The 23,099-nt window shown below is 68.7% G+C and carries 18 protein-coding genes and 1 tRNA gene; 12 read left to right on the top strand and 7 right to left on the bottom strand.

The window, feature by feature from the left end; genetic code table 11:
- Window positions 1-315: 315 nt before the first annotated feature.
- Both ON34_RS01410 and sp36 read right to left on the bottom strand, forming a co-directional pair.
- On the bottom strand, window positions 316-774 hold the full coding sequence (locus tag ON34_RS01410) for a RidA family protein (protein WP_040773068.1): 459 nt from the start codon (window positions 772-774) through the stop codon (window positions 316-318).
- Window positions 771-941, bottom strand: a complete 171-nt coding sequence (gene sp36, locus ON34_RS35455; RefSeq protein ID WP_085996993.1) for a Sp36 family protein — start codon at window positions 939-941, stop codon at window positions 771-773. Before sp36 ends, ON34_RS01410 begins: the two co-directional genes overlap by 4 nt.
- A gap of 318 nt (window positions 942-1,259) precedes the next feature.
- Here sp36 and bagA point away from each other — a divergent pair, with 318 nt between their 5' ends.
- Together bagA and bagB are read left to right on the top strand one after the other, a co-directional pair.
- Window positions 1,260-2,297, top strand: coding sequence for an ATPase BagA (bagA, locus tag ON34_RS01405; RefSeq protein WP_373291841.1), 1,038 nt, complete (start codon window positions 1,260-1,262; stop codon window positions 2,295-2,297).
- The gene (bagB, locus tag ON34_RS01400; protein ID WP_040773062.1) at window positions 2,294-3,433 is read left to right on the top strand and encodes an ATPase BagB; all 1,140 of its coding nucleotides are present in this window, start codon (window positions 2,294-2,296) and stop codon (window positions 3,431-3,433) included. Before bagA ends, bagB begins: the two co-directional genes overlap by 4 nt.
- A gap of 95 nt (window positions 3,434-3,528) precedes the next feature.
- Here the strand turns inward: bagB and ON34_RS01395 are convergent, their stop codons facing one another.
- Complete coding sequence (locus tag ON34_RS01395; RefSeq protein WP_014981178.1) at window positions 3,529-3,852, bottom strand: WhiB family transcriptional regulator; 324 nt, start codon at window positions 3,850-3,852, stop codon at window positions 3,529-3,531.
- A gap of 367 nt (window positions 3,853-4,219) precedes the next feature.
- Between ON34_RS01395 and ON34_RS01390 the strand changes: the two genes are divergently transcribed.
- Complete coding sequence (locus tag ON34_RS01390; RefSeq protein WP_040773055.1) at window positions 4,220-6,589, top strand: penicillin-binding protein; 2,370 nt, start codon at window positions 4,220-4,222, stop codon at window positions 6,587-6,589.
- 124 nt (window positions 6,590-6,713) lie between these two features.
- On the opposite strand, the gene ON34_RS01385 is transcribed toward ON34_RS01390, so the two are convergent.
- On the bottom strand, window positions 6,714-7,178 hold the full coding sequence (locus ON34_RS01385) for a GatB/YqeY domain-containing protein (protein ID WP_040773052.1): 465 nt from the start codon (window positions 7,176-7,178) through the stop codon (window positions 6,714-6,716).
- A gap of 135 nt (window positions 7,179-7,313) precedes the next feature.
- Between ON34_RS01385 and ON34_RS01380 the strand changes: the two genes are divergently transcribed.
- The 4 genes from ON34_RS01380 to ON34_RS01365 all read left to right on the top strand — a co-directional run bounded on the left by ON34_RS01380 (window position 7,314) and on the right by ON34_RS01365 (window position 11,575).
- The gene (locus tag ON34_RS01380) at window positions 7,314-8,276 is read left to right on the top strand and encodes a metallophosphoesterase (protein WP_051022039.1); all 963 of its coding nucleotides are present in this window, start codon (window positions 7,314-7,316) and stop codon (window positions 8,274-8,276) included.
- Window positions 8,277-9,338: 1,062 nt separating this feature from the next.
- Window positions 9,339-10,457 (top strand): DUF8017 domain-containing protein, encoded by a 1,119-nt coding sequence (locus ON34_RS01375; RefSeq protein ID WP_040773049.1) that lies wholly within the window; start codon window positions 9,339-9,341, stop codon window positions 10,455-10,457.
- A 60-nt stretch (window positions 10,458-10,517) separates the two neighbouring features.
- Window positions 10,518-10,591: transfer RNA gene (locus ON34_RS01370), tRNA-Pro, on the top strand.
- 255 nt (window positions 10,592-10,846) lie between these two features.
- Window positions 10,847-11,575, top strand: a complete 729-nt coding sequence (locus ON34_RS01365) for an SDR family NAD(P)-dependent oxidoreductase (protein WP_051022037.1) — start codon at window positions 10,847-10,849, stop codon at window positions 11,573-11,575.
- A 5-nt stretch (window positions 11,576-11,580) separates the two neighbouring features.
- Here ON34_RS01365 and ON34_RS01360 read toward each other — a convergent pair whose 3' ends face one another.
- Window positions 11,581-12,039 carry a hypothetical protein gene (locus tag ON34_RS01360; RefSeq protein ID WP_040773047.1) on the bottom strand — a complete coding sequence of 153 codons (459 nt, stop codon included), beginning with the start codon at window positions 12,037-12,039 and terminating at the stop codon, window positions 11,581-11,583.
- A gap of 184 nt (window positions 12,040-12,223) precedes the next feature.
- On the opposite strand from ON34_RS01360, the gene ON34_RS01355 reads away from it, so the two are divergent.
- The 4 genes from ON34_RS01355 to ON34_RS01340 all read left to right on the top strand — a co-directional run bounded on the left by ON34_RS01355 (window position 12,224) and on the right by ON34_RS01340 (window position 19,687).
- On the top strand, window positions 12,224-12,931 hold the full coding sequence (locus ON34_RS01355; protein ID WP_040773044.1) for a GntR family transcriptional regulator: 708 nt from the start codon (window positions 12,224-12,226) through the stop codon (window positions 12,929-12,931).
- 12 nt (window positions 12,932-12,943) lie between these two features.
- The gene (uca, locus tag ON34_RS01350; RefSeq protein ID WP_040773041.1) at window positions 12,944-16,555 is read left to right on the top strand and encodes an urea carboxylase; all 3,612 of its coding nucleotides are present in this window, start codon (window positions 12,944-12,946) and stop codon (window positions 16,553-16,555) included.
- Window positions 16,556-18,283, top strand: a complete 1,728-nt coding sequence (gene atzF, locus ON34_RS01345; protein WP_040773038.1) for an allophanate hydrolase — start codon at window positions 16,556-16,558, stop codon at window positions 18,281-18,283.
- Window positions 18,284-18,451: 168 nt separating this feature from the next.
- A complete protein-coding gene (locus tag ON34_RS01340; RefSeq protein WP_040773036.1) occupies window positions 18,452-19,687 on the top strand; it encodes an FAD-dependent monooxygenase in 1,236 nt (411 codons plus the stop codon).
- Window positions 19,688-19,790: 103 nt separating this feature from the next.
- Here the strand turns inward: ON34_RS01340 and ON34_RS01335 are convergent, their stop codons facing one another.
- Both ON34_RS01335 and ON34_RS01330 read right to left on the bottom strand, forming a co-directional pair.
- Window positions 19,791-20,381: a TetR/AcrR family transcriptional regulator gene (locus ON34_RS01335; protein WP_040773033.1), complete on the bottom strand. Its 591-nt coding sequence runs from the start codon at window positions 20,379-20,381 to the stop codon at window positions 19,791-19,793.
- Window positions 20,382-20,510: 129 nt separating this feature from the next.
- Window positions 20,511-21,737, bottom strand: coding sequence for a cytochrome P450 (locus ON34_RS01330; RefSeq protein ID WP_040773031.1), 1,227 nt, complete (start codon window positions 21,735-21,737; stop codon window positions 20,511-20,513).
- Between the two features lie 790 nt (window positions 21,738-22,527).
- Here ON34_RS01330 and ON34_RS01325 point away from each other — a divergent pair.
- The gene (locus tag ON34_RS01325; protein ID WP_040773029.1) at window positions 22,528-22,929 is read left to right on the top strand and encodes a VOC family protein; all 402 of its coding nucleotides are present in this window, start codon (window positions 22,528-22,530) and stop codon (window positions 22,927-22,929) included.
- Window positions 22,930-23,099: the final 170 nt, after the last annotated feature.

Genomic DNA, 23,099 nt, shown 5'->3' with positions numbered 1-23,099 from the left:
GAACGGTGCCGGAAAGTCCGGCTCGATGAGCGGAGGTACGCAGAAAGGGCGCAGCCGGACACAGTCCGTTCCCAGCCCGCGCACGGCCGGAGCGAAAGCCGGAGGTACGCAGAAAGGGCGCAGCCGGACACAGTCCGTCCCCAGCCCGCGCACGGCCGCAGCGAAAGCCGGAGGTACGCAGAAAGGGCGCAGCCGGACACAGTCCGTCCCCAGCCCGCGCACGGCCGCAGCGAAGGCGGAGGTACGCAGAAAGGGCGCAGCCGGACGCAGTCCGTCCCCAGCCCGCGCACGGCCGCAGCGAAGGCGGAGGTACGCCTAGCGGACCTCGGCGATCAGCTCGACCTCGACGGGGGTGTTCCTGGGCAGTTCGGAGACGCCGACGGCCGAACGCGCGTGCTTGCCCGCGTCACCGAAGACCTGGCCGAGGAACTCCGACGCGCCGTTGATCACCACCGGCTGGTCGCCGAATCCCGGTGCGGAGGCGACGAATCCGACCACCTTCACGATCCGCACCACCGCGTCCAGCCCGACCAGGTCGTGCACCGCGGCCAGCGCGTTCAGCGCGCACAGCCGGGCGGCCTCCTTGGCCTCCTCGATCGAGACCTCGGCTCCGACCTTGCCGACCGCGGACAACCGGCCGTCCACGAACGGCAGCTGGCCGGAGGTGTAGACGAGCGACCCGGTGCGGATCGCGGGAATGTACGCCGCGACCGGGGGCACGACCGGGGGCAGGGTGAATCCGAGCTCGGCGAGGTTCTTCTCCCACTGAGTCACTTCGCCACCCGGGGCCGCTTGAGATAGGCGACGTGCTGTTCACCGGTCGGTCCGGGCAGCACGGAGACCAGCTCCCAGCCGTCGGCTCCCCACTGGTCGAGGATCTGCTTCGTCGCGTGCGTCAGCAATGGCACGGTCGCGTACTCCCACAGGGTCGTATCACTCATGTGCGAAGCGTAGCTCTGTCCACTTTGCCGCGCCCGCGGCGCTGCGTGTTCGCGGCGACTGGACGCCGCATCCGACCGGCCACGACTGGCGACCGCTGTGGCCGGTCGGATGCGAGCCGAGCCGCGAACGGGTGACGCCCGGTCCCGCTTCGCTCGAAAGACGAGGTCAGCCCAGTGGAAGCCGCCGCGGACAGCCAACCGACACGGTGCGCGCAATCCACTCGACATGGGTGCTGTCTGAGCAGGCAACGGTGTCCGGAGCTCGGCGTAGCCGGAGCCTGCGGCCGGGGTCGGGCCACGAGTTATAGGCTCGCGATCGTGGGAGTACCAACAGCAGTGCCGCTTTCGGCGGAGACGAGGCCGGACACACGGTGGCCGAAGCGCGCCGAACAGGCGCGCTTGCACTACGTCTCCGGTAAGGGAGGCACGGGTAAGTCGACGGTCGCCGCGGCGCTGGCGCTGGCGCTCGCCGCGGGCGGGCGCCGCGTGCTGTTGGTGGAGGTGGAGAGCAGACAGTCGATCGCGCAGCTGTTCGATCTGCCGCCGCTGCCACCGACCGAGACACGGATCGCCACCGCCGACGGCGGCGGCGAAGTGGTCGCGCTCGCGCTGGACATCGAGCACGCCTTCCTCGAATACCTCGACATGTTCTACAACCTGGGCTTCGCGGGGCGGGCGATGCGCAGAATGGGAGCCATCGAGTTCGTCACCACGATCGCGCCCGGTCTGCGCGATGTCATCCTGACCGGCAAGATCAAGGAGTGCGCGGTCCGCGTGGACAGGTCCGGTCGGCGGGTCTACGACGAGATCGTGGTGGACGCGCCGCCCACCGGTCGCATCGCCAGCTTCCTCGACGTCACCAAGGCCATGCTGGAGGTGGCCAAAGGCGGGCCGATCGCCTCGCAGGCCGAGGGCGTTTCGCGGCTGCTGCACTCCGACGAGACCATGGTTCACCTGGTCACCCTGCTCGAAGCGCTGCCGGTGCAGGAAACCGCCGACGCCGTCGCCGAACTCACCGCCGCCGACCTGCGCATCGGCACCGTGATAGTGAACCGCGCGACCGAAGGCCAGCTGCCGCGGGAACTGCGCGCCAGGGCCGCCGAGGGCGATCTCGACGCCGACGCCATTCGCGCCGGTCTGACCTCCGCCGGGATCACCTTGTCCGACGGCGACTTCCGCGGCCTGCTGACCGAAACCGTCGAGCACTCCGCCACTCTGCAAGCACAGGACGACAGTGCCGAGGAACTGGCCAAGGTCGACATCTCGCGGCTGTACCTTCCTGCTCTCCCAGATGGGATGGACCTGGGCGGACTGTACGAATTAGCCGAACATCTCAGCGCGCAGGGAGTCCGATGAGTACCCCGACCCACCCCGTGGCAGCCCCGCTGGAGATTTCGCGGATCATCGCCGATCCCTCGGCTCGCGTGGTGGTCTGCTGCGGCTCCGGCGGTGTCGGGAAGACGACCACGGCCGCCGCCATCGCGCTGCGCGCCGCCGAGCAGGGACGCAAGGTCGTGGTGCTCACCATCGATCCGGCGCGCAGGCTGGCCCAGTCACTCGGTGTCGCCGACCTGGACAACACCCCGCAGCGGGTGGCCCTCGGCCCGGAGGCCAAGGGCCAGTTGCACGCGATGATGCTCAATATGCGTCGCACCTTCGACGACATGGTGCTCGAGCACACCAGCCCGGAGAAAGCCGAGCAGATCTTCGCCAACCCCTTCTATCAGACCGTGGCCTCGTCTTTCGGCGGCACACAGGAATACATGGCGATGGAAAAGCTGGGTCAGCTGGCCCACCGGGGCGAGTGGGACCTGATCGTGGTCGACACCCCGCCCTCGCGAAACGCCCTCGACTTCTTGGACGCTCCCAAGCGACTCGGCAACTTCCTCAACGGCCGCATGATCCGGGTGATCATGGCGCCCGGTCGCGGCGTGACCCGGTTGGTGACCGGCGCGATGAGCTTGGCGGTGCGCGGCGTGTCCACCATCGTCGGCGGGCAGATGCTCAAGGACGCGTCGAACTTCCTGCAGTCCCTGGAGTCGCTGTTCGGCGGCTTCCAGGAGCGGGCCGACCGGACCTACGCGATGCTGTCCAAGCCCGGCACGCATTTTCTGGTGGTGGCCGCCCCGGAGCCGGACGCTCTGCGGGAGGCCTCGTTCTTCGTCGACCGGCTCTCCACCGAGCGCATGCCGCTGGCGGGGCTGGTGCTCAACCGCACGCATCCGGTGCTCAGCTCACTGCCCGCCGACCATGCGCTCACCGCCGCCGACCAGCTCGAACAGGATGATCCGCTCACCGCGGCGGTGTTGCGCGTGCACGCCCATCGCGTCGCCACCGACAAACGGGAGCAGCATCTGCTGCTGCGCTTCACGGGTGCGCACCCGCGGGTGCCGATCGTCTCGGTCACGGCGCTGCCGTTCGAAGTGTCCGATCTCGACGCGCTGCGCGCGGTGGGCGATCAGCTCACCCGAACGGCACGGGCTACCGCCTGATACTTAGGCGTATCCGCTATATCTCGAATGGAAATACCGGTCCTAAAACGAAACTGAGCCCGCTTGCGCGGGCTCCGTTTCGCGGTTCACTGGGACTACATCGCCACCTGATGCTGGCGCTGGGCCTGGAAGAAATCGGCCCACGAGGTCACTTCCGGATGCTGCTTCAACAGGGCGCGGCGCTGACGTTCGGTCATGCCGCCCCATACGCCGAACTCGACGCGATTGTCGAGCGCATCGGCGCCACACTGCATGAGCACCGGGCAGTGCCTGCAGATCGTCGCCGCTTTGCGCTGCGCCGCGCCGCGGACGAACAACTGATCGGGATCCACTTCCTTGCATCGGGCCTGGGCTACCCAGGCGATCCTTGCTTCGGCCTGCTCCACGTCCAATCGAGCGATGGGGGTTGTCATGTGCATTTGGTGTGCCCCTTTGCAGTCCGAACACCGGGTCAACGGCGCTCCAGAATCGCGTTGTCACCACGCAGCACCCAAACCCCGCTGCGAAGTGCACCACATTCCACTTTGAGTGTTAGCTCTATCACACTGGGTTCTCAATCTAGGTAAAGGTATGGCGCTTGCGCAAGACCGTCCCGAGATTTTTTGGTACGTCCGTGCCTGCAAAGGGGGGCGCACCCGGGACGGTCAGGGAGATTGCGCGCGCGCCGTCATCCGACACGCCCAACGTGATCGCGCGACACGCCGATTCCGGTTCAGGAACAACCAGTTCCAGGCGTCGGACAAATGCCGCCAGGAACGCTCGAATCCCAACCCGTAATCTTGTTTCGTGCCGATCACACATACGCTCGCGCGGCTGGCCGGCAGTTGCGTGCTGGCCTCCGTGCTCGTCGCCGGGTTGTTGTTCCCGCTCGCCGGCGGTTTCGGGTTCGTCTCCAATCGGGCCGCCGACGCCGTCGACAACGTCTCCGCGGAGCTGGTCGAGGGGACGGTGCCCGCGGTCTCGACCATGGTCGACGCGGCGGGCAATCCGATCGCCTGGCTGTACGAGCAACGCCGCTTCGAGGTGCCCAGCGACCGGATCTCCAACGACATGAAGCTGGCGATCGTGTCCATCGAGGACCGCCGCTTCGCCGAGCACGAGGGCGTCGACTGGCAGGGCACGCTGCGCGCGTTCCTCACCAACACCACCAGCGGCGAAGTGCAGCAGGGCGCGTCGACGCTGGATCAGCAGTATGTGAAGAACTTCCAGCTGCTCGTGGTCGCCAAGACCGACGCCGAGCGGCGCGCCGCCATCGAGACCACCCCCGCGCGAAAGATCCGGGAGATCCGGATGGCGCTGACGCTGGACCGCGAGCTGACCAAGGACGAGATCCTCACCCGGTACCTGAACCTCGTCCCGTTCGGTAACTCGTCCTACGGCGTGCAGGACGCCGCGAAGACCTACTTCGGCGTCGACGCCGCCGATCTGAACGTGTCACAGGCCGCGATGCTGGCGGGCATGGTGCAGAGCTCGTCGAAACTGAACCCGTACACCAACCCCGACGGCGTGCTGGCCCGGCGCAACACGGTGCTGGACACCATGATCCAGAACATCCCCAGCCGCGCCGACGAGTTCCGCGAGGCCAAGACCAAGCCGCTGGGCGTGCTGCCGGAGCCCAAGGGCCTGCCGCGCGGCTGCATCGCCGCCAACGATCGCGGCTTCTTCTGCGACTACGCGCTGCAATACCTGGCGAACGCGGGCATCAGCCGCGAGCAGATCGACAAGGGCGGCTACCTCATCAGGACCACCCTGGATCCCGCCGTGCAGGACTCGGTCAAGCGGGCGGTGACGGACGCGGCCAACCCGAACCTGGACAACATCGCCGAGGTCATGTCCGTGGTCGCGCCGGGACAGGACTCGCATCCGGTGGTCGCGATGGCCAGCAGTCGCACCTACGGCCTGAACCGGGACGCGAACGAGACCGTGCAGCCGCAGCCGTACTCGATGGTCGGCGACGGCGCCGGATCGATCTTCAAGATCTTCACCACCGCCGCGGCCATGGAGAAGGGCCTCGGCATCAGCGCCGAGCTCGACGTGCCGGGCCGCTTCGAGGCCAAGGGCATGGGTAACGGCGGCGCGCGCGGCTGCCCGCCCGCCACCTACTGCGTGGAGAACGCGGGCAGGTACAAGTCGCCCATGTCGGTGACCGAAGCGCTGGCCACCTCGCCGAACACCGCGTTCGTCAAGCTGATCCAGGCCGTCGGCGTCACCCCGACCGTCGACATGGCGATCCGGCTGGGCATGCGCTCGTTCACCGAACCGGGATCGTCCGGTCACGGCAACCAGAGCCTGGCCGACATGATCAAGGACCAGAACCTCGGCTCGTTCACCCTCGGTCCGGTCGCGATCAACCCGCTCGAGCTGTCCAACGTCGCCGCGACGCTGGGTTCCGGCGGCCGGTGGTGCCCGCCGAACCCGATCAAGGAGGTCATCGACCGTCAGGGCAAGCAGGTGCCGCTGACCCAGCAGGCGTGCGAGCAGGTCGTCGAGCCGGGCCTGGCGAACACCCTCGCGAACGCGATGAGCAAGGACGACACCGCGGGCACCGCGGCGGCCGCGGCTCAGTCGGTGCAGTGGAACTACCCGATGTCCGGCAAGACCGGTACCACCGAGAGTCACCGCTCCTCGGCCTTCCTCGGCTTCACCAACGCGCTGGCCGCGGCGGCCTACGTCTACGGCGACAGCCCCACGCCCGGGGAAATCTGCTCGTTCCCGCTGCGCAACTGCGGCGACGGCAACCTGTTCGGCGGTAACGAACCGGCCCGCACCTGGTTCAACGCGATCAAGCCCGTGATCACGCTGTTCCCGCCGCCCGCGTTGCCGCCGCTGGACGACAAGTACGTGCGCGGCGCCAACAATGCCCAGGTGCCCGACGTCGTCGGCAAGACGCAGGCCGAGGCCACCGCCGCACTGGTCGCCGCGGGCTTCCAGGTGTCGCCGGTGACCGGCGCCGGTGACCGGCCCAAGGGCACCGTGATGGGGACCGCGCCGAACGGCTCGGCCATTCCCGGCTCGGTGATCACGCTCTACATCAGCGACGGCACCGTGCGGGCCGCGCCGCCGCCGGGTCCGCCGCCACCGCCGCCGGGAGCGCCGGGACTGCCGCCACTGCCGCGGCTGCCACCTATCCCGATCCCGATCCCGCTCCCCCGCTGAGCAGACGAAAGGGGCCGCGAACTTGGTTCGCGGCCCCTTTCTCTATTCGATATGCGCTCCCTGGAGCCCTCGGTGATCAGGCGGCTACCGCCTCCTGGCCTGAGGTCGCGGCGCGGATTCGACGCTACAGCCGCGCCTTCACCGCGGCCGAGATGCGCGAGCCGTCGGCTTTGCCCGCGGCCAGTCCGGTGGCGACCTTCATGACCTGGCCCATTTGGCGCATGCCCGGCCGCGCGCCGATCTCCTCGGCGACCTGAGCGATCGCGGTGTCGGCGAGATCGGCGACCTCGGCGTCGGTCAGCTGGGTCGGCAGATACTCGTCGATGATGTGCGCCTCGGCGTGCTCGTTCGCCGCCAGGTCGCCGCGCCCGGCCTGTGTGTAGACCTCGGCCGATTCGTTGCGCTTCTTCGACTCCTTCTGCAACACGGCGATGACCTCGGCGTCGGTGAGCTCACGCGCCTCGGTGCCGGCGACCTCGGCGGTCTGGATCGCCGAAAGCAGCATCCGCAACGTGGAAAGGCGCAGCGTGTCCTTGGCTTTCATCGCGGCGGTCAAGTCCGCGCGCAGCTGCGATTTGAGTTCCGACATGCCGCTCACGGTAGCCGCTTCGACGCGGCGGTCCCACTACATTCCGCCGCGGCGCCCGGATTTCCCGGGCATGAACTGGGCGCTTATGCCGAAACACACTCGGCGCTCTCGAGCGAGGTCACCTATGCTGGGCAAATGCCCGTGATCTCGACCTCTGCTGTACGCACGACCGCGCTGGGAGCCGCCGGGGCCGCGGTGGCCGGAATCGGCTACGCCTCGCTGGTCGAACGCAACGCCTTCATCCTTCGGGAGGCGACCATGCCAGTGCTGGCGCCGGGGTCGTCGTCGCTGCGGGTACTGCACCTCAGTGACCTGCACATGATGCCGGGGCAGAAGCTCAAGCAGCAGTGGCTGCGGGAGCTGGACCGGCTGGAACCGGATCTGGTGATCAACACCGGCGACAACCTGTCGCACCAGAAGGCGGTGCCCGCGGTGGTCCAGACCCTCGGCGGACTGCTTTCCCGTCCTGGTCTTTTCGTTTTCGGCAGCAACGACTACTTCGCGCCGGTGGCGAAGAACCCGCTGAAGTACTTCAAGAAGAACCACCGCCGCACCTTCGGCGCGCCGCTGCCGTGGAAGGACCTCCGCGCGGCCTTCACCGAGCGCGGCTGGCTGGACTTGACGCACGTGCGCCGCGACCTCGAAGTGGCCGGTATCCGGATCGCCACCGCCGGTGTGGACGACCCGCACCTGCAGCGCGACCGCTACGACACCATCGCGGGCGCCCCGAATCCGATGGCCGAGCTGAGAATCGGTCTCACGCACTCGCCCGAGCCGCGGGTGCTGGACCGCTTCGCCGAGGACGGCTACGACCTGGTGCTGGCCGGACACACCCACGGCGGTCAGCTTTGCCTGCCCGGCTACGGCGCGCTGGTCACCAACTGCGGAATCGACCGGTCCCGGGTGAAGGGCCCGTCGAAGTGGGGCGAGCACACCCAGCTGCACGTCTCCGCGGGCGTCGGCACCTCGCCATGGGCGCCGTACCGATTCTGCTGCCGTCCGGAGGCAACCCTGTTGACGCTGGTCGCCGCGCCGCCGAAACGACCGGCAGCCGACACGGGCCGGGATGTGTCGGCATCGGAGGCCGTCGCCCGCTAAAGTCCCCTGCCACGAGCTGTGTCAGGTAGGGGAGATTGTGAGCGTGCGCCGGCGAGTGAACCGAGAACCCAGCGCACCCTCGCGCACGACACAGCCGGGCGCAGTCGTGAGCGGGCGCCAGCCGGTGAACCGGAAACAACGCACCCTCGCGCACGACAGAACCGAGCCCCAGCGCGGCGCAGTCGTGAGCGAGCGCCAGCCGGTGAACCGGGAACACAACGCGCCCTCGCGCACGACAGCGCCGATCCTTAGCGAGGGGCAGTCGTGAGCGAATTCGACGACCGGCGCGACGACCCAGCTCTCGGACGGCCCGCCGCCCCCCCGTCTCCCTGGCAACAGCCGTTCGGCGCACCGCATTTCGATCCTGACCCGGCGCATCATGATGCCGGTGCCGCGTGGCGCCCAGCGTCCGGAACGCATCCGGGCGCGCCATCCGATGCACCGCAACCGTTTTCGCAGTGGCCACCGACCGGCACCGAGCCATCAGAGGTGAACGAACCGGCGCGCCCGGTCACGCCATGGCAGCGTGACTCGAATCCGCAGGGGACAGACCGTGATTCGGAGCAGTGGCGGCCGAGCACGGGCGGCGACCGGCAGGCGGAGTATCCCCCGACGTCCCAGTGGCCCGGTTCGCATGCGACGGGTGACGGACCCGAACCGTCCTATCCCTGGCAGTCGGCCGGTTACCGCGGAGCCGCGGGGAATACGGGGCAATCGCCGAACGCACAGCAACCAGGTCACCAGAGTCGAACCGGGTCTGCGGCGCAGAGTGACCCCACAATGCAATGGCAGCCAGCTACCTCCGGTGACGGAGGCGAGAGCCGATCACCTAGCGCAGGGCAGCCGAATCCCCAGCCCGACCCGGCCATGCAGTGGGCGCCGCACGGGCAACCCGCGCCACCCCAACCCGACCCGACCATGCAATGGCAGCCGCACGGGCAACCCACACCGCCTCACCCCAACCCCACCTTGCAATGGCAACCACCCGGGCAACCAACGTCGCCTCAGTGGTCCGCTGCTCAGGGTGGTCCGGTCACGCCGCCCGGCACGGCCGACCCCACGATGATCGCCCAGTCCCTGCGTGACGGACGCCCGCACCCGGAGCAGGACGGCCGTAACGATCCGACGATGCTGGCCCAGTCCCTCGGCGAACCCGCGGCACCTGGGCAGTGGCCGCCGCAGGCGGATCCGCCCATGTTCGCTCGTCCGGTGGGCGCGTTCGACCAACCCCCGCCCTCCGGCAGCTCCTCGGCCCCCGATCCGGACGGGGGTGGCGCGGTCGTGCTCCGGCACCCGACCGCCGATCGGTTCGTGCAACAGAACTACCCATGGCAACCGGCCGAGGGGCCGGGGTCCTACGGCGCTGCCCCGCGTGAGCAGTACCAGCCCGGCTACGGGTCCGCTGGATCGCCGCCCTACCGTCCGAACGAGAGCGGCCGAGGTAAGACGCTGCTTCTGGTCGGATCGGTCGTGCTGCTGGTCGCCGTTATCGCGGCGGGCGCCGTGGCGCTGACCAAGAAGGGATCGAACGATTCCGCGCAGGGCGGCTCGCCCTCGCTGGTCAGCGCGCTCACCTCGACGGGCCCGCTCGCACCTGCCACCAAGAGCGCGCCGACGACGACCGCGGGCCGGGCGAGCGGTATGACCCCGCTCATCCCCGGCTTCCAGGTGGTCGCGGCGCCCGGGAACGGCGCCGCCTACGACGTGCCCGCCGACTGGACCATCGCCCCGCAGGAGACCATCGGCGGCTTCGGCCACCCGCCCAACACCGTCGCGGGCAAAGGCTATGCCAGCGAGGGCAAGGGCTATTGCCCCGGCTCGACCCGCACGGTCGCCTTCCTCACCGGCTCGGACACCGCCGACCCCGCTCGCGCGGCAACCGAACTCGGCACCAAGACCGCCGCCCTCGCCTACCAGGGCACCCCGGGCGGCACACCCGGCGCGCCCGTGCCGCTGGCGTCCCTGGACGGATCCCAGCACGGCGTGTTCGTGGAGACCACCGGCACCGTCGCCGAGGCCAAGCCGGGCTGCGCGAAGGCGTACTCCATCTACACCGCGGCGTTCCCCACCGACAGCGGAACCTTCGTCATGGTGATCGCCGCCGACACCGGCGTCCCGCACGCTCTCGACGCCGAGACCGCCAAACGCATCTGCACCAGCATCCGCGCCCTAGAAGGCTGACTGACCTGCCGGTTTAACGTCTCACCCCCCGCTGTTGTAAGCTACTCCAGGTTCGCTTCACGGGGTGTGGCGCAGCTTGGTAGCGCGCTTCGTTCGGGACGAAGAGGTCGCAGGTTCAAATCCTGTCACCCCGACTCGTGTGGTTGAGACACGACACGGCTCCCAGCCTTCACCGGCTGGGAGCCGTTCTGTTTCGCCAGACCTGTTCGTCAGCACATCCCAGGACCGCCGTGTATCGACCAATGACGACGGCCCCGCGATTTCGGTCCAGATGCACCGCTCGCCGTCGCCCGAACCCGACACGATGACGTTCGATGTGGCGGTCGGGTGGTATCCGAGCGAATACCATGCGCAGAAACAAACTCCCGCGATCGACGAAAGGTCGGCAAATGAGCGAGCCTGTCGATAGTGTGCCCGCAGACAAACCGCTAGCCGGGAAAACCGCGCTGGTCACGGAGGCCCACACCGGAATCGGTAAGAACATCGCGAAAACGCTTGCCGCGCAAGGGGCGCAAGTTGTGGTGCACAATCCGCATATCCCGGAGTGGGCGGCGGACGTGGTCAAGGAGATCACCGCCGCCGGTGGTGCGGCGCTCGCGCTGTCGGCGGATGTCGCCGACCGCGCCGAATACCAGGAGCTGGTGGAGGCGGTGCTCGAGGACTGCGGCAGGTGGGACCTGCTGGTCCACACCGCGGCGGTGCCGGAGGCCGTACCGTTCGCGCAGATCAGCGCGGACGCGTTCGACGCGGGCTTCGTCACGACGGTGCGGGGCGTGTTCCACGGGATCCAACTGGCCGCGTCGCATCTCGCCGAGGGCGGCCGGATCATCACCGTCTGTGACTCCCCCACCCCGAGCGGCGCCGTCTACGACGCGACCCGGGGCGCGGTCGAGCAACTCGGCCAGGCCGTAGCGCCGGAGTTCGTGCCGCGGCGGATCACCGTCAACACGATCAGCCACGGCGTCGGCACCACCGACAACGCCGAACTCGAGACCGCCATCGCCGCGATGAATCCGGCCGAGCCCGCCGCGGTGGCGGCTTATCTGGCCGGCGAAGCGGCGAGCACGGTCACGGCGCAGGCCATCCGGCTGGGCGGGGCGGCCCAGGCGCCGCGGTAGCCGGATTACGCGACGACGTTCCCACCGAAGGCGCTGAATCCACGGCCCTTCGCCTGGCAGGTGAAGCTCCCGTGGAATCCCACCGCACACGACGCGCCCGCGTGCTCGATGATCGGTCCCCACTGGCCCGAGCCGGTCTTGATGTCGTAGATGCTGGGATTGCCGCCCGGCAACGTGTACGGCGTGCCGGGGTCGAAGGTGGGGTGCGCGGGCAGCCACGGCTGGTCGATCACCATTTCGCTCACCTTCACCGGCACCGGAATGTAGGAGTCGCCCACGTGGTAGCTCAGGAACAGGGGGTAGCCGAAATCGCATCCCACTGACCCGTCCCCGAAGATCGCGCAGTTCGTGCTGCCCGCCGAGAAATAGACCGTGCCCGCGTCGGCCTGGGCGTTCCCGGCCGCGATGAGCGGTGCGACGGCCGCGGCGGCGAGTGCTCCGGCGAACTTCGTGCTGCGCTTCATGCCTTCTCTCCTTGGTGAATTCGCTGACCGACCCGCTGACTCTGTCGGCCCGGCATCGGATTCCGTTTCGCCCCTTCGAATACCCACCCGGCACAGCGGCCGGACCGGTGCGGTGAGGAGACGCTAACGCGGCGATAACCTACGGACACGCCATCGACATCCGAGGTCAATAGCGTATACAGGTATGTCGACACGGATAGCCACTCTGGCGGACGCGGCGGGCAAACCGCTGCGCGACGTGGTCTACGCGGCCCTGCGCAGCGAACTCATGAACGGGGACATCAAGTTCGGCGAGCGGCTGACCGAGCCGAAACTCTCTGCCCGATTCGGCATCTCGCGCACACCGATCCGCGAGGCCCTGACCGTCTTGTGCTCGGATGGACTGCTGCAACGGGAAGAATACGGCTTCAGCCCGGTGCGCCCGAGCATCCCGCTGATCCGTGACCTGTACGAGCTGCGAATCACCTTGGAGCTGGGCGGTTTACAGCGCGCCATGACCAATCCCGCCGTCACCCACGACCGGGAGCTGCTGGAAGCCGAACGCGCCGCGTGGCTGGAACTGCGCGCCGATCCTCCGGAACAAGAACCCGGTTTCGTAGTGCGCGACGAGGAATTCCACGTCACGCTGCTCACCGCCGCGGGCAACACCGAGATGGTGCGCGCGCTGAAAGCGGTGAACTCGCGCATCCGCCACGTGCGGATGTACGACTTCATGGTCAACAACCGGATCGAGACCACCATCGCCGAGCATCTCGGAATTCTCGAAGCGGTGCTGGCCGACGACCTTCCCCTGGCCTACCGGCTGCTGCACACCCACATCGGCGAGTCGCTGGACGTGGTGCTCGAACGCGTCACGCGCGCGATCGCGGCGATGTCGCTGGCCACCGATTAGCGGGGAGCAGCAGTGAGTCTGGAATTCGATACGGTTCTCGTGGCCAATCGCGGTGAGATCGCGTGCCGCATCATGCGCACCGCAAGGGCGCTCGGCTTGAAGACGGTGGCCGTGTACTCCGATGCCGACGTGGGTTCGACGCACGTCGAAATGGCTGATGTCGCCGTGCGTCTGGGGCCGAGCCCTGCGGCGGAGTCCTATCTGCGGGCCGACGCGGTGATCGAAGCGGCGCTGTCGACCGGCGCGGGCGCCATCCATCCCGGTTACGGATTTCTCTCCGAGAACGCGGATTTCGCCATTGCGGTGGAGGCGGCGGGAATCGCGTTCGTCGGACCTACCCCCGAGCAGCTGCGCGTCTTCGGTGACAAACACACCGCGCGGGCAAAGGCGCGTGCGGTCGGCGTGCCGCTCATCCCGGGCAGCGACCTGCTCGACTCGGCCGATCACGCGATCGCGGAGGCGGAGCGGATCGGTTTCCCTGTGATGCTGAAGGCGGTCGGCGGCGGTGGCGGCATCGGGATGCAGGCCTGCTTCGGCCCGGACCAATTGCGCGCCGCCTACCAGCGCGTGCAGCGCCTCGCGGCGGCGAACTTCAGCTCGACCGGCGTCTTCCTGGAACGTTTCGTCACGCGGGCCAGGCACGTCGAAGTGCAGCTGTTCGGCGACGGCCACGGCAGAGTCGTCAGTCTCGGCACCCGGGACTGCTCGCTGCAACGCCGCAACCAGAAGGTGATCGAGGAGGCTCCCGCGCCGGGACTCGGCACGGAGCTGTCGGAGCGCTTGCTCGCCGCTTCGCGTGAACTCGCCCGGTCGGTCGGCTACCGGTCGGCGGGGACGGTCGAGTTCGTCTACGACGCCGACCACGACACCGCCTCGTTCCTGGAGATGAACACCCGCCTACAGGTCGAGCATCCGGTCACCGAGGCGGTCACCGGGGTCGACCTGGTCGAATGGATGCTGCGGCTGGCGGGCGGCGACACCTCGATGGTGGACGAGCTGCCCGAGAGCGGGCCACCGATCACCGGTCACGCGGTGGAGGCTCGCGTGTACGCGGAGGACCCTGGCCACGATTACCGGCCCAGCGCGGGTCTGGTGACGTCCGCGCGGTTCCCGGCCGACGTCCGGGTCGACACCTGGGTGGAGACCGGCTCGCAGGTCAGCCCGTACTACGACCCGCTGCTGGCCAAGGTGATCGGCTCCGGCGCGAACCGCGCGGACGCCTTCGCCACGGTGCGCGCCGCGCTCGGCACGACGCGGATCTACGGCGTGCAGACGAATCTGCCGCAATTGCGTCAGGCGTCGGACGACCCCCGGGTGCTGCGCATCGAGCACACCACGACCACACTGGCCGAGATCCGCCCGGCCGGGCATCGCATCGACGTGCTGCGCAGCGGGACGATGACCACGGTGCAGGACTATCCGGGCCGAATCGGCTTGTGGGAGGTCGGCATTCCGCCGTCCGGCCCGATGGACGACCTCTCCTTCACCCTCGCCAACACCGCGGTCGGCAATCCGATCGGCGTCCCCGCGCTCGAATGCACCTTGCAGGGGCCACAATTGCGCTTCGCCGACGCCGCCATCGTGTGTGTGACCGGCGCGCCGACCCCCGTGACGGTCGACGACCGCCCAGTGGACATGTGGGAGCCCATCACCGTGCCCGCCGGTGCCGTGCTCGATATCGGCACGCCCACCGACACCGGTTTGCGCACCTACGTGGCCGTGCGCGGCGGTATCGATGCTCCGCTCTATCACGGCAGCGCCGCCACCTTCACCCTTGGCGGATTCGGCGGTGTCACCGGAAAGGCGATAGCCACCGGAGACGTACTCGGCATTGCCCGGATCACCGGCGACGCGCTCGGCTCGCCCGCCACGGTGCCGCCGGGCGAGCGACCGGAATTCACCCACGACTGGCGGCTCGCCGTCGGCGTGGGACCGCAGACCGCGCCCGCGTACTTCACCGACGCCGACATGACCCAGTTCTGCACGCATCCCTGGCGGGTCGGCAGCCATGCCAACCGCACCGGCATCCGCCTGGAGGGCCCGAAACCGACCTGGTCGCGCACCGACGGCGGCGAGGCCGGGCTGCACCCGTCCAACCTGCACGACAACCCGTACAGCGTCGGCGCGCTGAACGTCTCCGGCGACACGCCGATCCTGCTCGGTCCCGACGGCCCGAGTCTCGGCGGCTTCGCCTGCCCGCTGACGGTGGTGTCCGCGCATCGCTGGCGACTCGGCCAGCTCCGTCCCGGTGACACGGTGCGGTTCGTGCCGGTCGACGACGACAAAGCGGCCGAATTGCGCGCCTCCAACAGCAACCGCGTGCCCGACCTCGTCCCGGATTCGCTTGCGGCCCTTGCCGATCGCGGCATCTTGGGCGGCGTCGATGCGTCCCCGGACCTTCCACGCGTGCGCTACCTGCGCGGCGGGGACGACAACGTCCTGGTGGAATACGGCGAGATGGTGCTCGATCTCGGGTTGCGCATGCGGGTGCACGCGCTGTCCGAAGCACTCGCCGCCGCCGGGCTTCCCGGCATTCTCGACGTGACCCCGGGTGTCCGATCCCTGCACATCCACTTCGATCCCGACGTGCTGCCGCAGTATCGACTGCTCGGCACGCTGGCCGAGCTCGAACTCGACCTGCCCGCCACCACCGACCTCGTGGTGCCGAGCCGCACCATCCGCCTACCGCTCTCGTTCGACGACCCGTCCATCGCCGAGGCGATCGACCGCTATCGCAGCGGCGTGCGCGACACCGCGCCCTGGCTGCCGTCGAACGTGGAGTTCATTCGTCGCGTCAACGGGCTCGACAGCGTCGAGGACGTGCGCACCACCGTGTTCGACGCCGAATACCTGGTGCTGGGTCTGGGTGACGTGTATCTCGGTGCGCCGCTGGCCGTTCCGCTCGATCCGCGGCACCGGCTGGTCACCACGAAATACAACCCGGCCCGCACGTGGACGCCGTCCGACGCCGTCGGCATCGGCGGCAAGTACCTGTGCGTCTACGGGATGGCCTCGCCGGGCGGCTACCAGTTGATCGGCCGCACCGTGCCGATCTGGTCGAGCTACCGGCAGTCCGCGCCGTTCGAACCGGGCACGCCTTGGCTGTTCCGATTCTTCGATCGCATCGTCTGGGAACCGGTGAGCCCGGAGCAATTGCTCGAGTACCGGGCGGCGGCCGAGGCGGGCCGGTTCGACGCGGAGGTGAGCGAAGGCAGCTTCGCCCTCGCCGACCATGTGCGACTGCTGCGCACCGAAGCCGACTCCATCGCCGAGTTCGAAGCCAGGCAGGCGGCCGCGTTCGAGGCGGAGAAGGCGGCGTGGCGCGCGGCGGGCGAATTCGAACGCACCACCGTCGCGCCGGTCGCCGCACCGATCGACGATCCGCTGGCCGGGCTGCCCGCGGACGCGACCGTGGTGACCGCGCCGATGATCGGCAATGTCTGGCGGGTGGAAGTCGAGGCGGGACAACGGCTCACCGCCGGAGCACCGGTTGCCGTGCTAGAGGCGATGAAACTCGAGTTACCCGTGCAGAGCCCTGGTGACGGCACCGTGCTGAAGGTATTGACGGCACCCGGCGCCAAGGTGGAGCCGGGCACACCCCTCGTAGTGATCGGAGTCGACTGAATGCCCCGAGGCGTCCCAGGCAGCACGGCGGCCGATCCCGTCGAACGAGTCGCGGCCGCCTATCGGCGGATAGCCGAGGTGGATCGTCCGGAGGTGTGGATCACGCTGCGGCCGGAAAGCGAGGTCGCCGCCGAAGCGGCCGTCGTCGCCGAGCGGCTCGCCGCCGGTGCGGCCTTGCCGCTGGCCGGGGTGCTGGTTGCGGTGAAGGACAACATCGATGTGGCCGGTCTGCCGACCACCGCGGCCTGTCCCGAGTTCGCCTACACCCCGGACGTGACCGCGGCGGCGATCGAGCGACTGATCGCGGCGGGCGCGCTCGTGCTGGGCAAGACGAATCTGGACCAATTCGCCACCGGGCTGGTCGGGACGCGCAGCCCGTACGGCCCGGTGCGCAACGCTCTCGACCCGAATCTGGTGTCCGGCGGGTCGAGCTCGGGGTCCGCGGCGGCGGTGGCGCTCGCCGTCGCGGACCTCGGAATCGGCACCGACACGGCCGGGTCGGGACGGGTGCCCGCCGCGCTGCACGGGATCGTCGGCATCAAGGCCACGCTGGGCGTCATCCCGGCGCACGGAACCGTGCCCGCCTGTGCGGATTACGACGCCGTCACGGTGTTCGCCGCCGACCTGGATCTGGCCGTGGCCGCCGCCGCGGTGATGGCCGGACCGGAGCCGCGGGACCCGCGCAGCCGGACCTGGCCCGTCGACGTCCGGCTGTCCGCTCCGCTCGCGCCGCGCATCGCCGTGCCGCGCGCCGAGGACTTGGCCGCGCTCAGCGAGCCGTATCGGGAGGCATTCGCCCGCACCGTCGCCGGGGTCGCCGACACGGGCGCGAAAACCGAAGAGATCGACATCTCCGTCCTGCTCGACGCCGCGCTGCTGCTCTATGACGGCGCGATCGTCGCGGAACGCTACGCGGCGGTCGGCGCGTTCCTGGACACCGCACCGGCGGGCGCCGACCCTACCGTCACCGCCATAATCGGCGCGGCGCGGGAGAAGACCGGCCCCGCGTTCGCGGCCGACCTCGACACGCTCGCCCGCGCCAAAGCGTCGGCCGCCGAACTACTGCACGGCTTCGACGCCTTGCTGCTGCCCACCACCACCGAGCACCCCGGTATCGCTGCCGTGCAAGCGGATCCGATCGGGATCAACCGGCGGATGGGCACGTACACCAACTTCTGCAATCTGCTGGACATGGCCGCTGTCGCCATCCCCGGCGCACCCACCGCCGACGGTGCGCCGTTCGGCGTCATGCTGGTCACCCCGGCCTTCGCCGACCAGGTGGCCATAGATGTGGCCGCTCGCCTGCTCGGCCGCGAAAGCGCGCCGCTGCTGGTCGATCGTGGCGTCGACCTCGCCGTCTTCGGCGCGCACCTGCGCGGGCAACCGCTGCACTGGCAGCTCGAACAGCTCGGCGCCCGCTTCGTCGGCGAGATCCGCACTACCGACGCCTACCGCCTCACCGCGCTGGACACCACACCGCCCAAGCCGGGCCTGGTGCGTCACGGGCCTGGTCTCGGCGCACCGATCGCGGGGGAACTCTTCCGGATCTCCGAGGCCGGGCTCGGCCGCTTCCTCGCCGACCTCCCCGCACCCATGGCGCTGACCAGCATCGACCTTGCCGACGGCCGCAGCGTCATCGGCTTCAGCTGCACCCACGACGCCGCCCATACCGCCCTCGACATCACCCATCACGCCAGCTGGCGAACCTACCTACACCACCGCGCATAACGCCCTGAGTGGCACATGGTGGTGGAGTCCTCTCGGACTTCCCCGCAACCATGTGCCACTCGTTTGCATGTCCGCGAATTTGGACGTTTGTGCTAGACAAACGTTTTAGACGTGTGTTAGACATATGTCTGAGACGTTTGGACAACGCAGTGGGAGTCGAGGGAAGTTATGAGCGCCAAGTCTGTAAGCAGTCAGTTCCGCGTGCTGGTCGCCGGTGGCGGCATCGGCGGCAATGCCGTTGCGCTGCAACTGCTCCGGTCCGGCATCCGGGTCACCGTCGCGGAGCGGGCGGCGGCGCCGCGGCCCGGCGGGCAGGCTGTCGACCTGCGCGGGCCGAGCCGCGAGGTGGCCGAGCGGATGGGGATGATGCCGGGTATCCGCACCTATCAGCTCGATGAGCGCGGTATGAAGTACGTCGACGACACGGGCCGCGAGATCCTGCGCATGCCGATGGAACTCTTCGACGGGAAGGGCGGGGTCGCCGAAATCGAGATCACCCGTGGGGATTTGAATCAGGTTCTGCTGGACCTGCTCGCCGCCGAGGGCGGCGTCGACTACCGCTACGGGGAGTGGATCACCGCGCTCGAACAAGACGACGCGGGCGTCGACGTGACCTTCGCCTCCGGCGCCACCGAGCGATTCGACATCGTGATCGGCGCGGACGGATTGCACTCCGCGACCCGCCGCATGGTGTTCGGCCCGGAAGAGCAATTCGCCACCTACCTGGGCGGATACATGTCCTTCTTCACGCTGCCGCGGCCGGAAGACCTGGAGCCGCACTGGTTCACGATGCACTCGCTGGTCGGAGCCACCGGATTGGGCATGCGCCCCGACGCCGACCTCGGCACCTGCAAAGCGCTCGTCGTGATCCGCGCCGAGGCGGATCCCGCACTGCGCCGGGATGTCGAAGCGCAGCAGCGGTTCATTCGGGACCGACTGGCCGGAGGCGGCTGGGAGTCGGCCCGCATCGCCTCGGCGATGGCCGATGCACCGGACTTCTACTTCGACGAGCTGGCACGCATCGACATGCCGAGCTGGGTCCGGGGCCGGGTGGTGCTGCTCGGCGACGCGGGCTACTGCGGTTCGCCGCTGACCGGGCAGGGGACGGCCATGGCGCTGGTCGGCGCGTACGTCCTCGCCGGTGAGATCGCCGGGCACGCCGCCGATCCGGAACGCGGCTTGGCCCGCTACGAAGAGGTCCTGCGCCCCTTCGTGAAAACGGCGCAGCAGTTGCAGCCGGGCGGGCTGCACGCCATGACGCCCAAGACCCGCTTCGGCATTCGCGCGGGGCATCTGGTCAGCAAGCTGATGATGTCGAAGGCGATGCGGCCGGTCATGATGCGGATGCTCAGCAAGACCGAGTCCTACGACCTGCCCGACTACTCAGGGGTGACCATCGGCTAGACCCCTGTTGTCGACCGGAGTCCCGTGCGGCTCCGGTCGTCGACATGTCGGCCGGACGATCGGACGCATCGTTGCACCCACTTCGTGCGCCCGACCGGCTCCGTCAGTCGATCGCCGTCCGACCGTCGAGCAAGAAAGGCAGCACGAAAGTGCGCAGCATGGTGCGTTCCTCGTCTTCTCCCGCACCGGGCAAGGTCAGCAGCGACACCATTGCGCGCACCACCCACTGCCCCACACGCTTGGCCGCCCGCGCGGACAGTTCGGGACGGAATCCGGCGACGAAGTCCGTCGCGAGTGCGTCGACCACACCCGGTGAATTCGCCAGTTGAGCAACGATTCCGGCGTTGGCCGGTGCGAACCAGACCGCTAGATGCGGCGTCTTGCGCACCTCGGCGAGCAGCGCGGTCAACGCATCGAGCAGCTGCTCCTCCGGCGTCCCGCTCGCCGAGACCGCGCGTTCCCGCCATACCCGCTGGACCAGTTGACGCGCCTCGCGACCGGCGAAGGCGACGTAGAGCGCCTGCCGATTCTCGAAGTAGCGATACAGCGTCGCCCTGGAACAACCGGCGACCTCCGCGACTTCGGCCATCCCGACTCCGCTGACCCCTTTGTCGATGAACAGCGCGCGGACCGCGTCGAGGATGCGCTCACCGGCCAACTCGGCGCGGCCGTCGGCCAGCCAATCACCGCTCATGCCACGCGCCTTTCCGGAACACTCCACGATCACAGTCCGCTGCCCCACCGGCAACCTCGTGCTCAGCCTTTCGCGCACGAGTATGGCGCTTCATGGTCATGTTTCGCTGCCGCCTCCCGGCCGGACCGCTCATGCCGCGCACCGGAACGGCACGGTGGTCGGCCTGCGGACGTAGGGACCGCTCGCGTACTCGACCGCGTCGATGTCGACCACGTACTCGGGGAACCGGTCGAGCAGTTCCTCCAGCGCGACGCGGGCCTGCATCCGGGCGGCTGCCGCGCCGAGGCAGTGGTGCGGCCCATGCCCGAACGTGAGGATGCGCTGCGGATTCCGGTCGATGTCGAGGGTGGCGGCGTCGGCGCCGAACGCTCGCTCGTCCCGGTTGGCGGACCCGAACACCAGCAGAATCTTGCGCCCGGCGGGCACCGTCTTTCCAGCCAGCTCCACATCATGCGTGGTGGTGCGCGCCAGCCCCTGCACCGGCGAGGTCAGCCGGGCGAATTCCTCCACCGCGACCCGAATCCGGTCCGGGTCGGCGGCGAGGGCGGCGCGCTGGTCCGGATGCTGTTGCAACAGCTGCACCGCGCCGCCGAGCAGACCCGTCGTGGTGTCGTTTCCGCCCGCGACCATGGTCCAGGTGTAGGCCAGGATTTGTACCAGTCCGCGCACGTCCGTGTCGTCGGCGGCCATTCCCGCTTGGACGAGCAGGGACACGGTGTCGTCGCCTGGATCGGTGCGGCGGCGTTTGATCAGCTCGGCGAAGTACCCCATCATCTCCGCCGACGCCGCCTGGGCTCGGGTGTTCGTACGGTCGATGCTCCCCGCGACGACGGCGTCGGTCCACCCGTCGAACCTCGCCCGGTCCTGCGCGGGCACGCCGAGGTAGTGCGCCACGACCATGCTGGGCAGCGGCTTGAACAGCTGTTTCACGATGTCGCCGCCGCCGTGGCCCGCGATGTCGTCCAGCCGATCGCGCACGAATCGGCGGACCACCGGTTCGACCTCCTCCACCTGGCGCGGCGTGAACCCGCGGGCGACCAGTTTGCGGAAGTCGGTGTGCCGCGGCGGATCCTGCATCACCAGCGGCGGGTTGTCGGTCAGGCCGAGTTCGTCGAGTTCGCCGTATTCCACGGTGAGTCCGTCGCGCGAGGAGTACGTCTCGCTGTCGCGCGCCGCCGCGTACACGTGCTCGTGCCGGGTGAGCACCCAGTAATCGTGCTCCGGTCGCGCGGCGGGTACGACGTGATGCACCGGGTCCTGCTCGCGCAGCGCGGTGTACATCTCCCACGGCGACGCCCAGGTGGGCCCGGAGCGAAGTTCGAAAACGGGAGCCGTCCGATACGCAACGTTCACCATGTATCGACAGTAAGACAAAATATAAGATCTGTCTAGAACAGGTTTCATATCGGCCGGGCCGATCACGCTCACCATCAGCCCGGCCGCCCCCGTGTCGGGTCCGGTGCCGCACACCCGTGGGTTACCTTCGGCAGCCGCAACAACTGATTTCGTTGCCGGTCAGCTCCAGGAAGAGCCGGCGCGAGCGACCGCTCCGCACCCCTTGTCCGCCGGACCGGCCACCCCTCGTAGACCGGCCCGGCGGGCCCCACCTCCGAGGCTCGACCTGTCACCCCTCGAGACAGGTCGCTCCCCGGTTCCCAAACCCCTGGTGGTGGCTTGCCTCCCCGCGAGACAAAGAATGCAAGCGCGGGCTTGGCGCGCCCTTAACAAGACCTTGCAAGATCAAATCCGCAGGTTAGGGCCCGTTACCAAGTGGTGACGCGGGAAGCCGCTACCGGACGGCCACCGATCGCGGGATGATGGAGACAAGAGCGCCAATGAGATGGGGAGCGACGATGGAAACCGTGTTGGTCTGGATCCTGGCCAGCCTGCTCTACTGGTGGGGCCTGCTGTAAATCGACGAACCTGGTCGCCCACCCGGCCAGGTCTACTACTTGATCAGGTCACGGTTCTCTGACCTACTCGTTGCCCGCGCATTGGCGCGACGGCCGCGAACCGTTCCACCATGACCGAATGCGTCATAGAGACCGCATTGCGTGTCGGATCCCGGCTCATTCCCCACGGAAAGGGTCGTGGCGTGCGGCGTCGATCCACACTCGGTCGCAACCGTTCCAAGAAGGAGTGAGAGATGCTGACCGTCCTGCCCATCAGGTACGTCTCCGATGTCGAAGCGTGCCGCAAGTTCTACGCCGGTCTGGGACTGGCGTTCGATGCGAATGCGAGTCTCGATGTCTGGGCGCAACTTTCGGCCGATGCCGGGGCGGTCGGCCTGCACGACTTCACGGTGTCGAAGGGACGCCCGGCTGGATCGGTCGAACTCGGATTCGCGACCGACGAGAAGCTGGAAGTGGTCGCGAGCCGATTGCGCGAGCAGGGCTACGACTACGAAATCTTCGACGAGGACTTCGGCCGCAGCCTGCGGGTCGTCGATCCGGACGGCGTGACGCTCCAGATCCAGGAGGTCGACATGCAGGTCGCCAGGGCGTCCGAGTCGGCCTTGTCAACGCACGCGGGAAGCGACCCGGCGTGACCTCGGCACAGCGCCCCCGGGCTCGCCCCGCCGGAGACTCCCGCCGCAGTGACCGGCATCACGAAATCGCGGCGGAATAGGTTCCGGCGACTCGTCGTTGAAGCTCCCTGTCGGCGTCCGGACAGCCCCGGGCCGCACCCTTCGTCGCTTCGAGCGACCACTCGCCGAGA

The organism is Nocardia pneumoniae NBRC 100136, from assembly GCF_000308755.1.
GTDB lineage: Bacteria > Actinomycetota > Actinomycetes > Mycobacteriales > Mycobacteriaceae > Nocardia > Nocardia pneumoniae.
The sequence above is the reverse complement of the archived record's forward strand: the minus strand, read 5'-3'. Positions and strand labels throughout refer to the sequence as shown.

What these genes read in the sequence shown, in the direction of transcription:
- ON34_RS01385 (WP_040773052.1), bottom strand. Translation starts at nt 7,178, where the DNA reads ATGTCGGAACTCAAATCGCAGCTGCGCGCGGACTTGACCGCCGCGATG.
- sp36 (WP_085996993.1), bottom strand. Translation starts at nt 941, where the DNA reads ATGAGTGATACGACCCTGTGGGAGTACGCGACCGTGCCATTGCTGACG.
- ON34_RS01340 (WP_040773036.1), top strand. Translation starts at nt 18,452, where the DNA reads ATGAGCGCCAAGTCTGTAAGCAGTCAGTTCCGCGTGCTGGTCGCCGGT.
- ON34_RS01335 (WP_040773033.1), bottom strand. Translation starts at nt 20,381, where the DNA reads ATGAGCGGTGATTGGCTGGCCGACGGCCGCGCCGAGTTGGCCGGTGAG.
- ON34_RS01355 (WP_040773044.1), top strand. Translation starts at nt 12,224, where the DNA reads ATGTCGACACGGATAGCCACTCTGGCGGACGCGGCGGGCAAACCGCTG.
- ON34_RS01325 (WP_040773029.1), top strand. Translation starts at nt 22,528, where the DNA reads ATGCTGACCGTCCTGCCCATCAGGTACGTCTCCGATGTCGAAGCGTGC.
- atzF (WP_040773038.1), top strand. Translation starts at nt 16,556, where the DNA reads ATGCCCCGAGGCGTCCCAGGCAGCACGGCGGCCGATCCCGTCGAACGA.
- ON34_RS01365 (WP_051022037.1), top strand. Translation starts at nt 10,847, where the DNA reads ATGAGCGAGCCTGTCGATAGTGTGCCCGCAGACAAACCGCTAGCCGGG.
- ON34_RS01330 (WP_040773031.1), bottom strand. Translation starts at nt 21,737, where the DNA reads ATGGTGAACGTTGCGTATCGGACGGCTCCCGTTTTCGAACTTCGCTCC.
- ON34_RS01375 (WP_040773049.1), top strand. Translation starts at nt 9,339, where the DNA reads ATGATCGCCCAGTCCCTGCGTGACGGACGCCCGCACCCGGAGCAGGAC.
- ON34_RS01395 (WP_014981178.1), bottom strand. Translation starts at nt 3,852, where the DNA reads ATGCACATGACAACCCCCATCGCTCGATTGGACGTGGAGCAGGCCGAA.
- ON34_RS01380 (WP_051022039.1), top strand. Translation starts at nt 7,314, where the DNA reads ATGCCCGTGATCTCGACCTCTGCTGTACGCACGACCGCGCTGGGAGCC.
- ON34_RS01360 (WP_040773047.1), bottom strand. Translation starts at nt 12,039, where the DNA reads ATGAAGCGCAGCACGAAGTTCGCCGGAGCACTCGCCGCCGCGGCCGTC.
- bagB (WP_040773062.1), top strand. Translation starts at nt 2,294, where the DNA reads ATGAGTACCCCGACCCACCCCGTGGCAGCCCCGCTGGAGATTTCGCGG.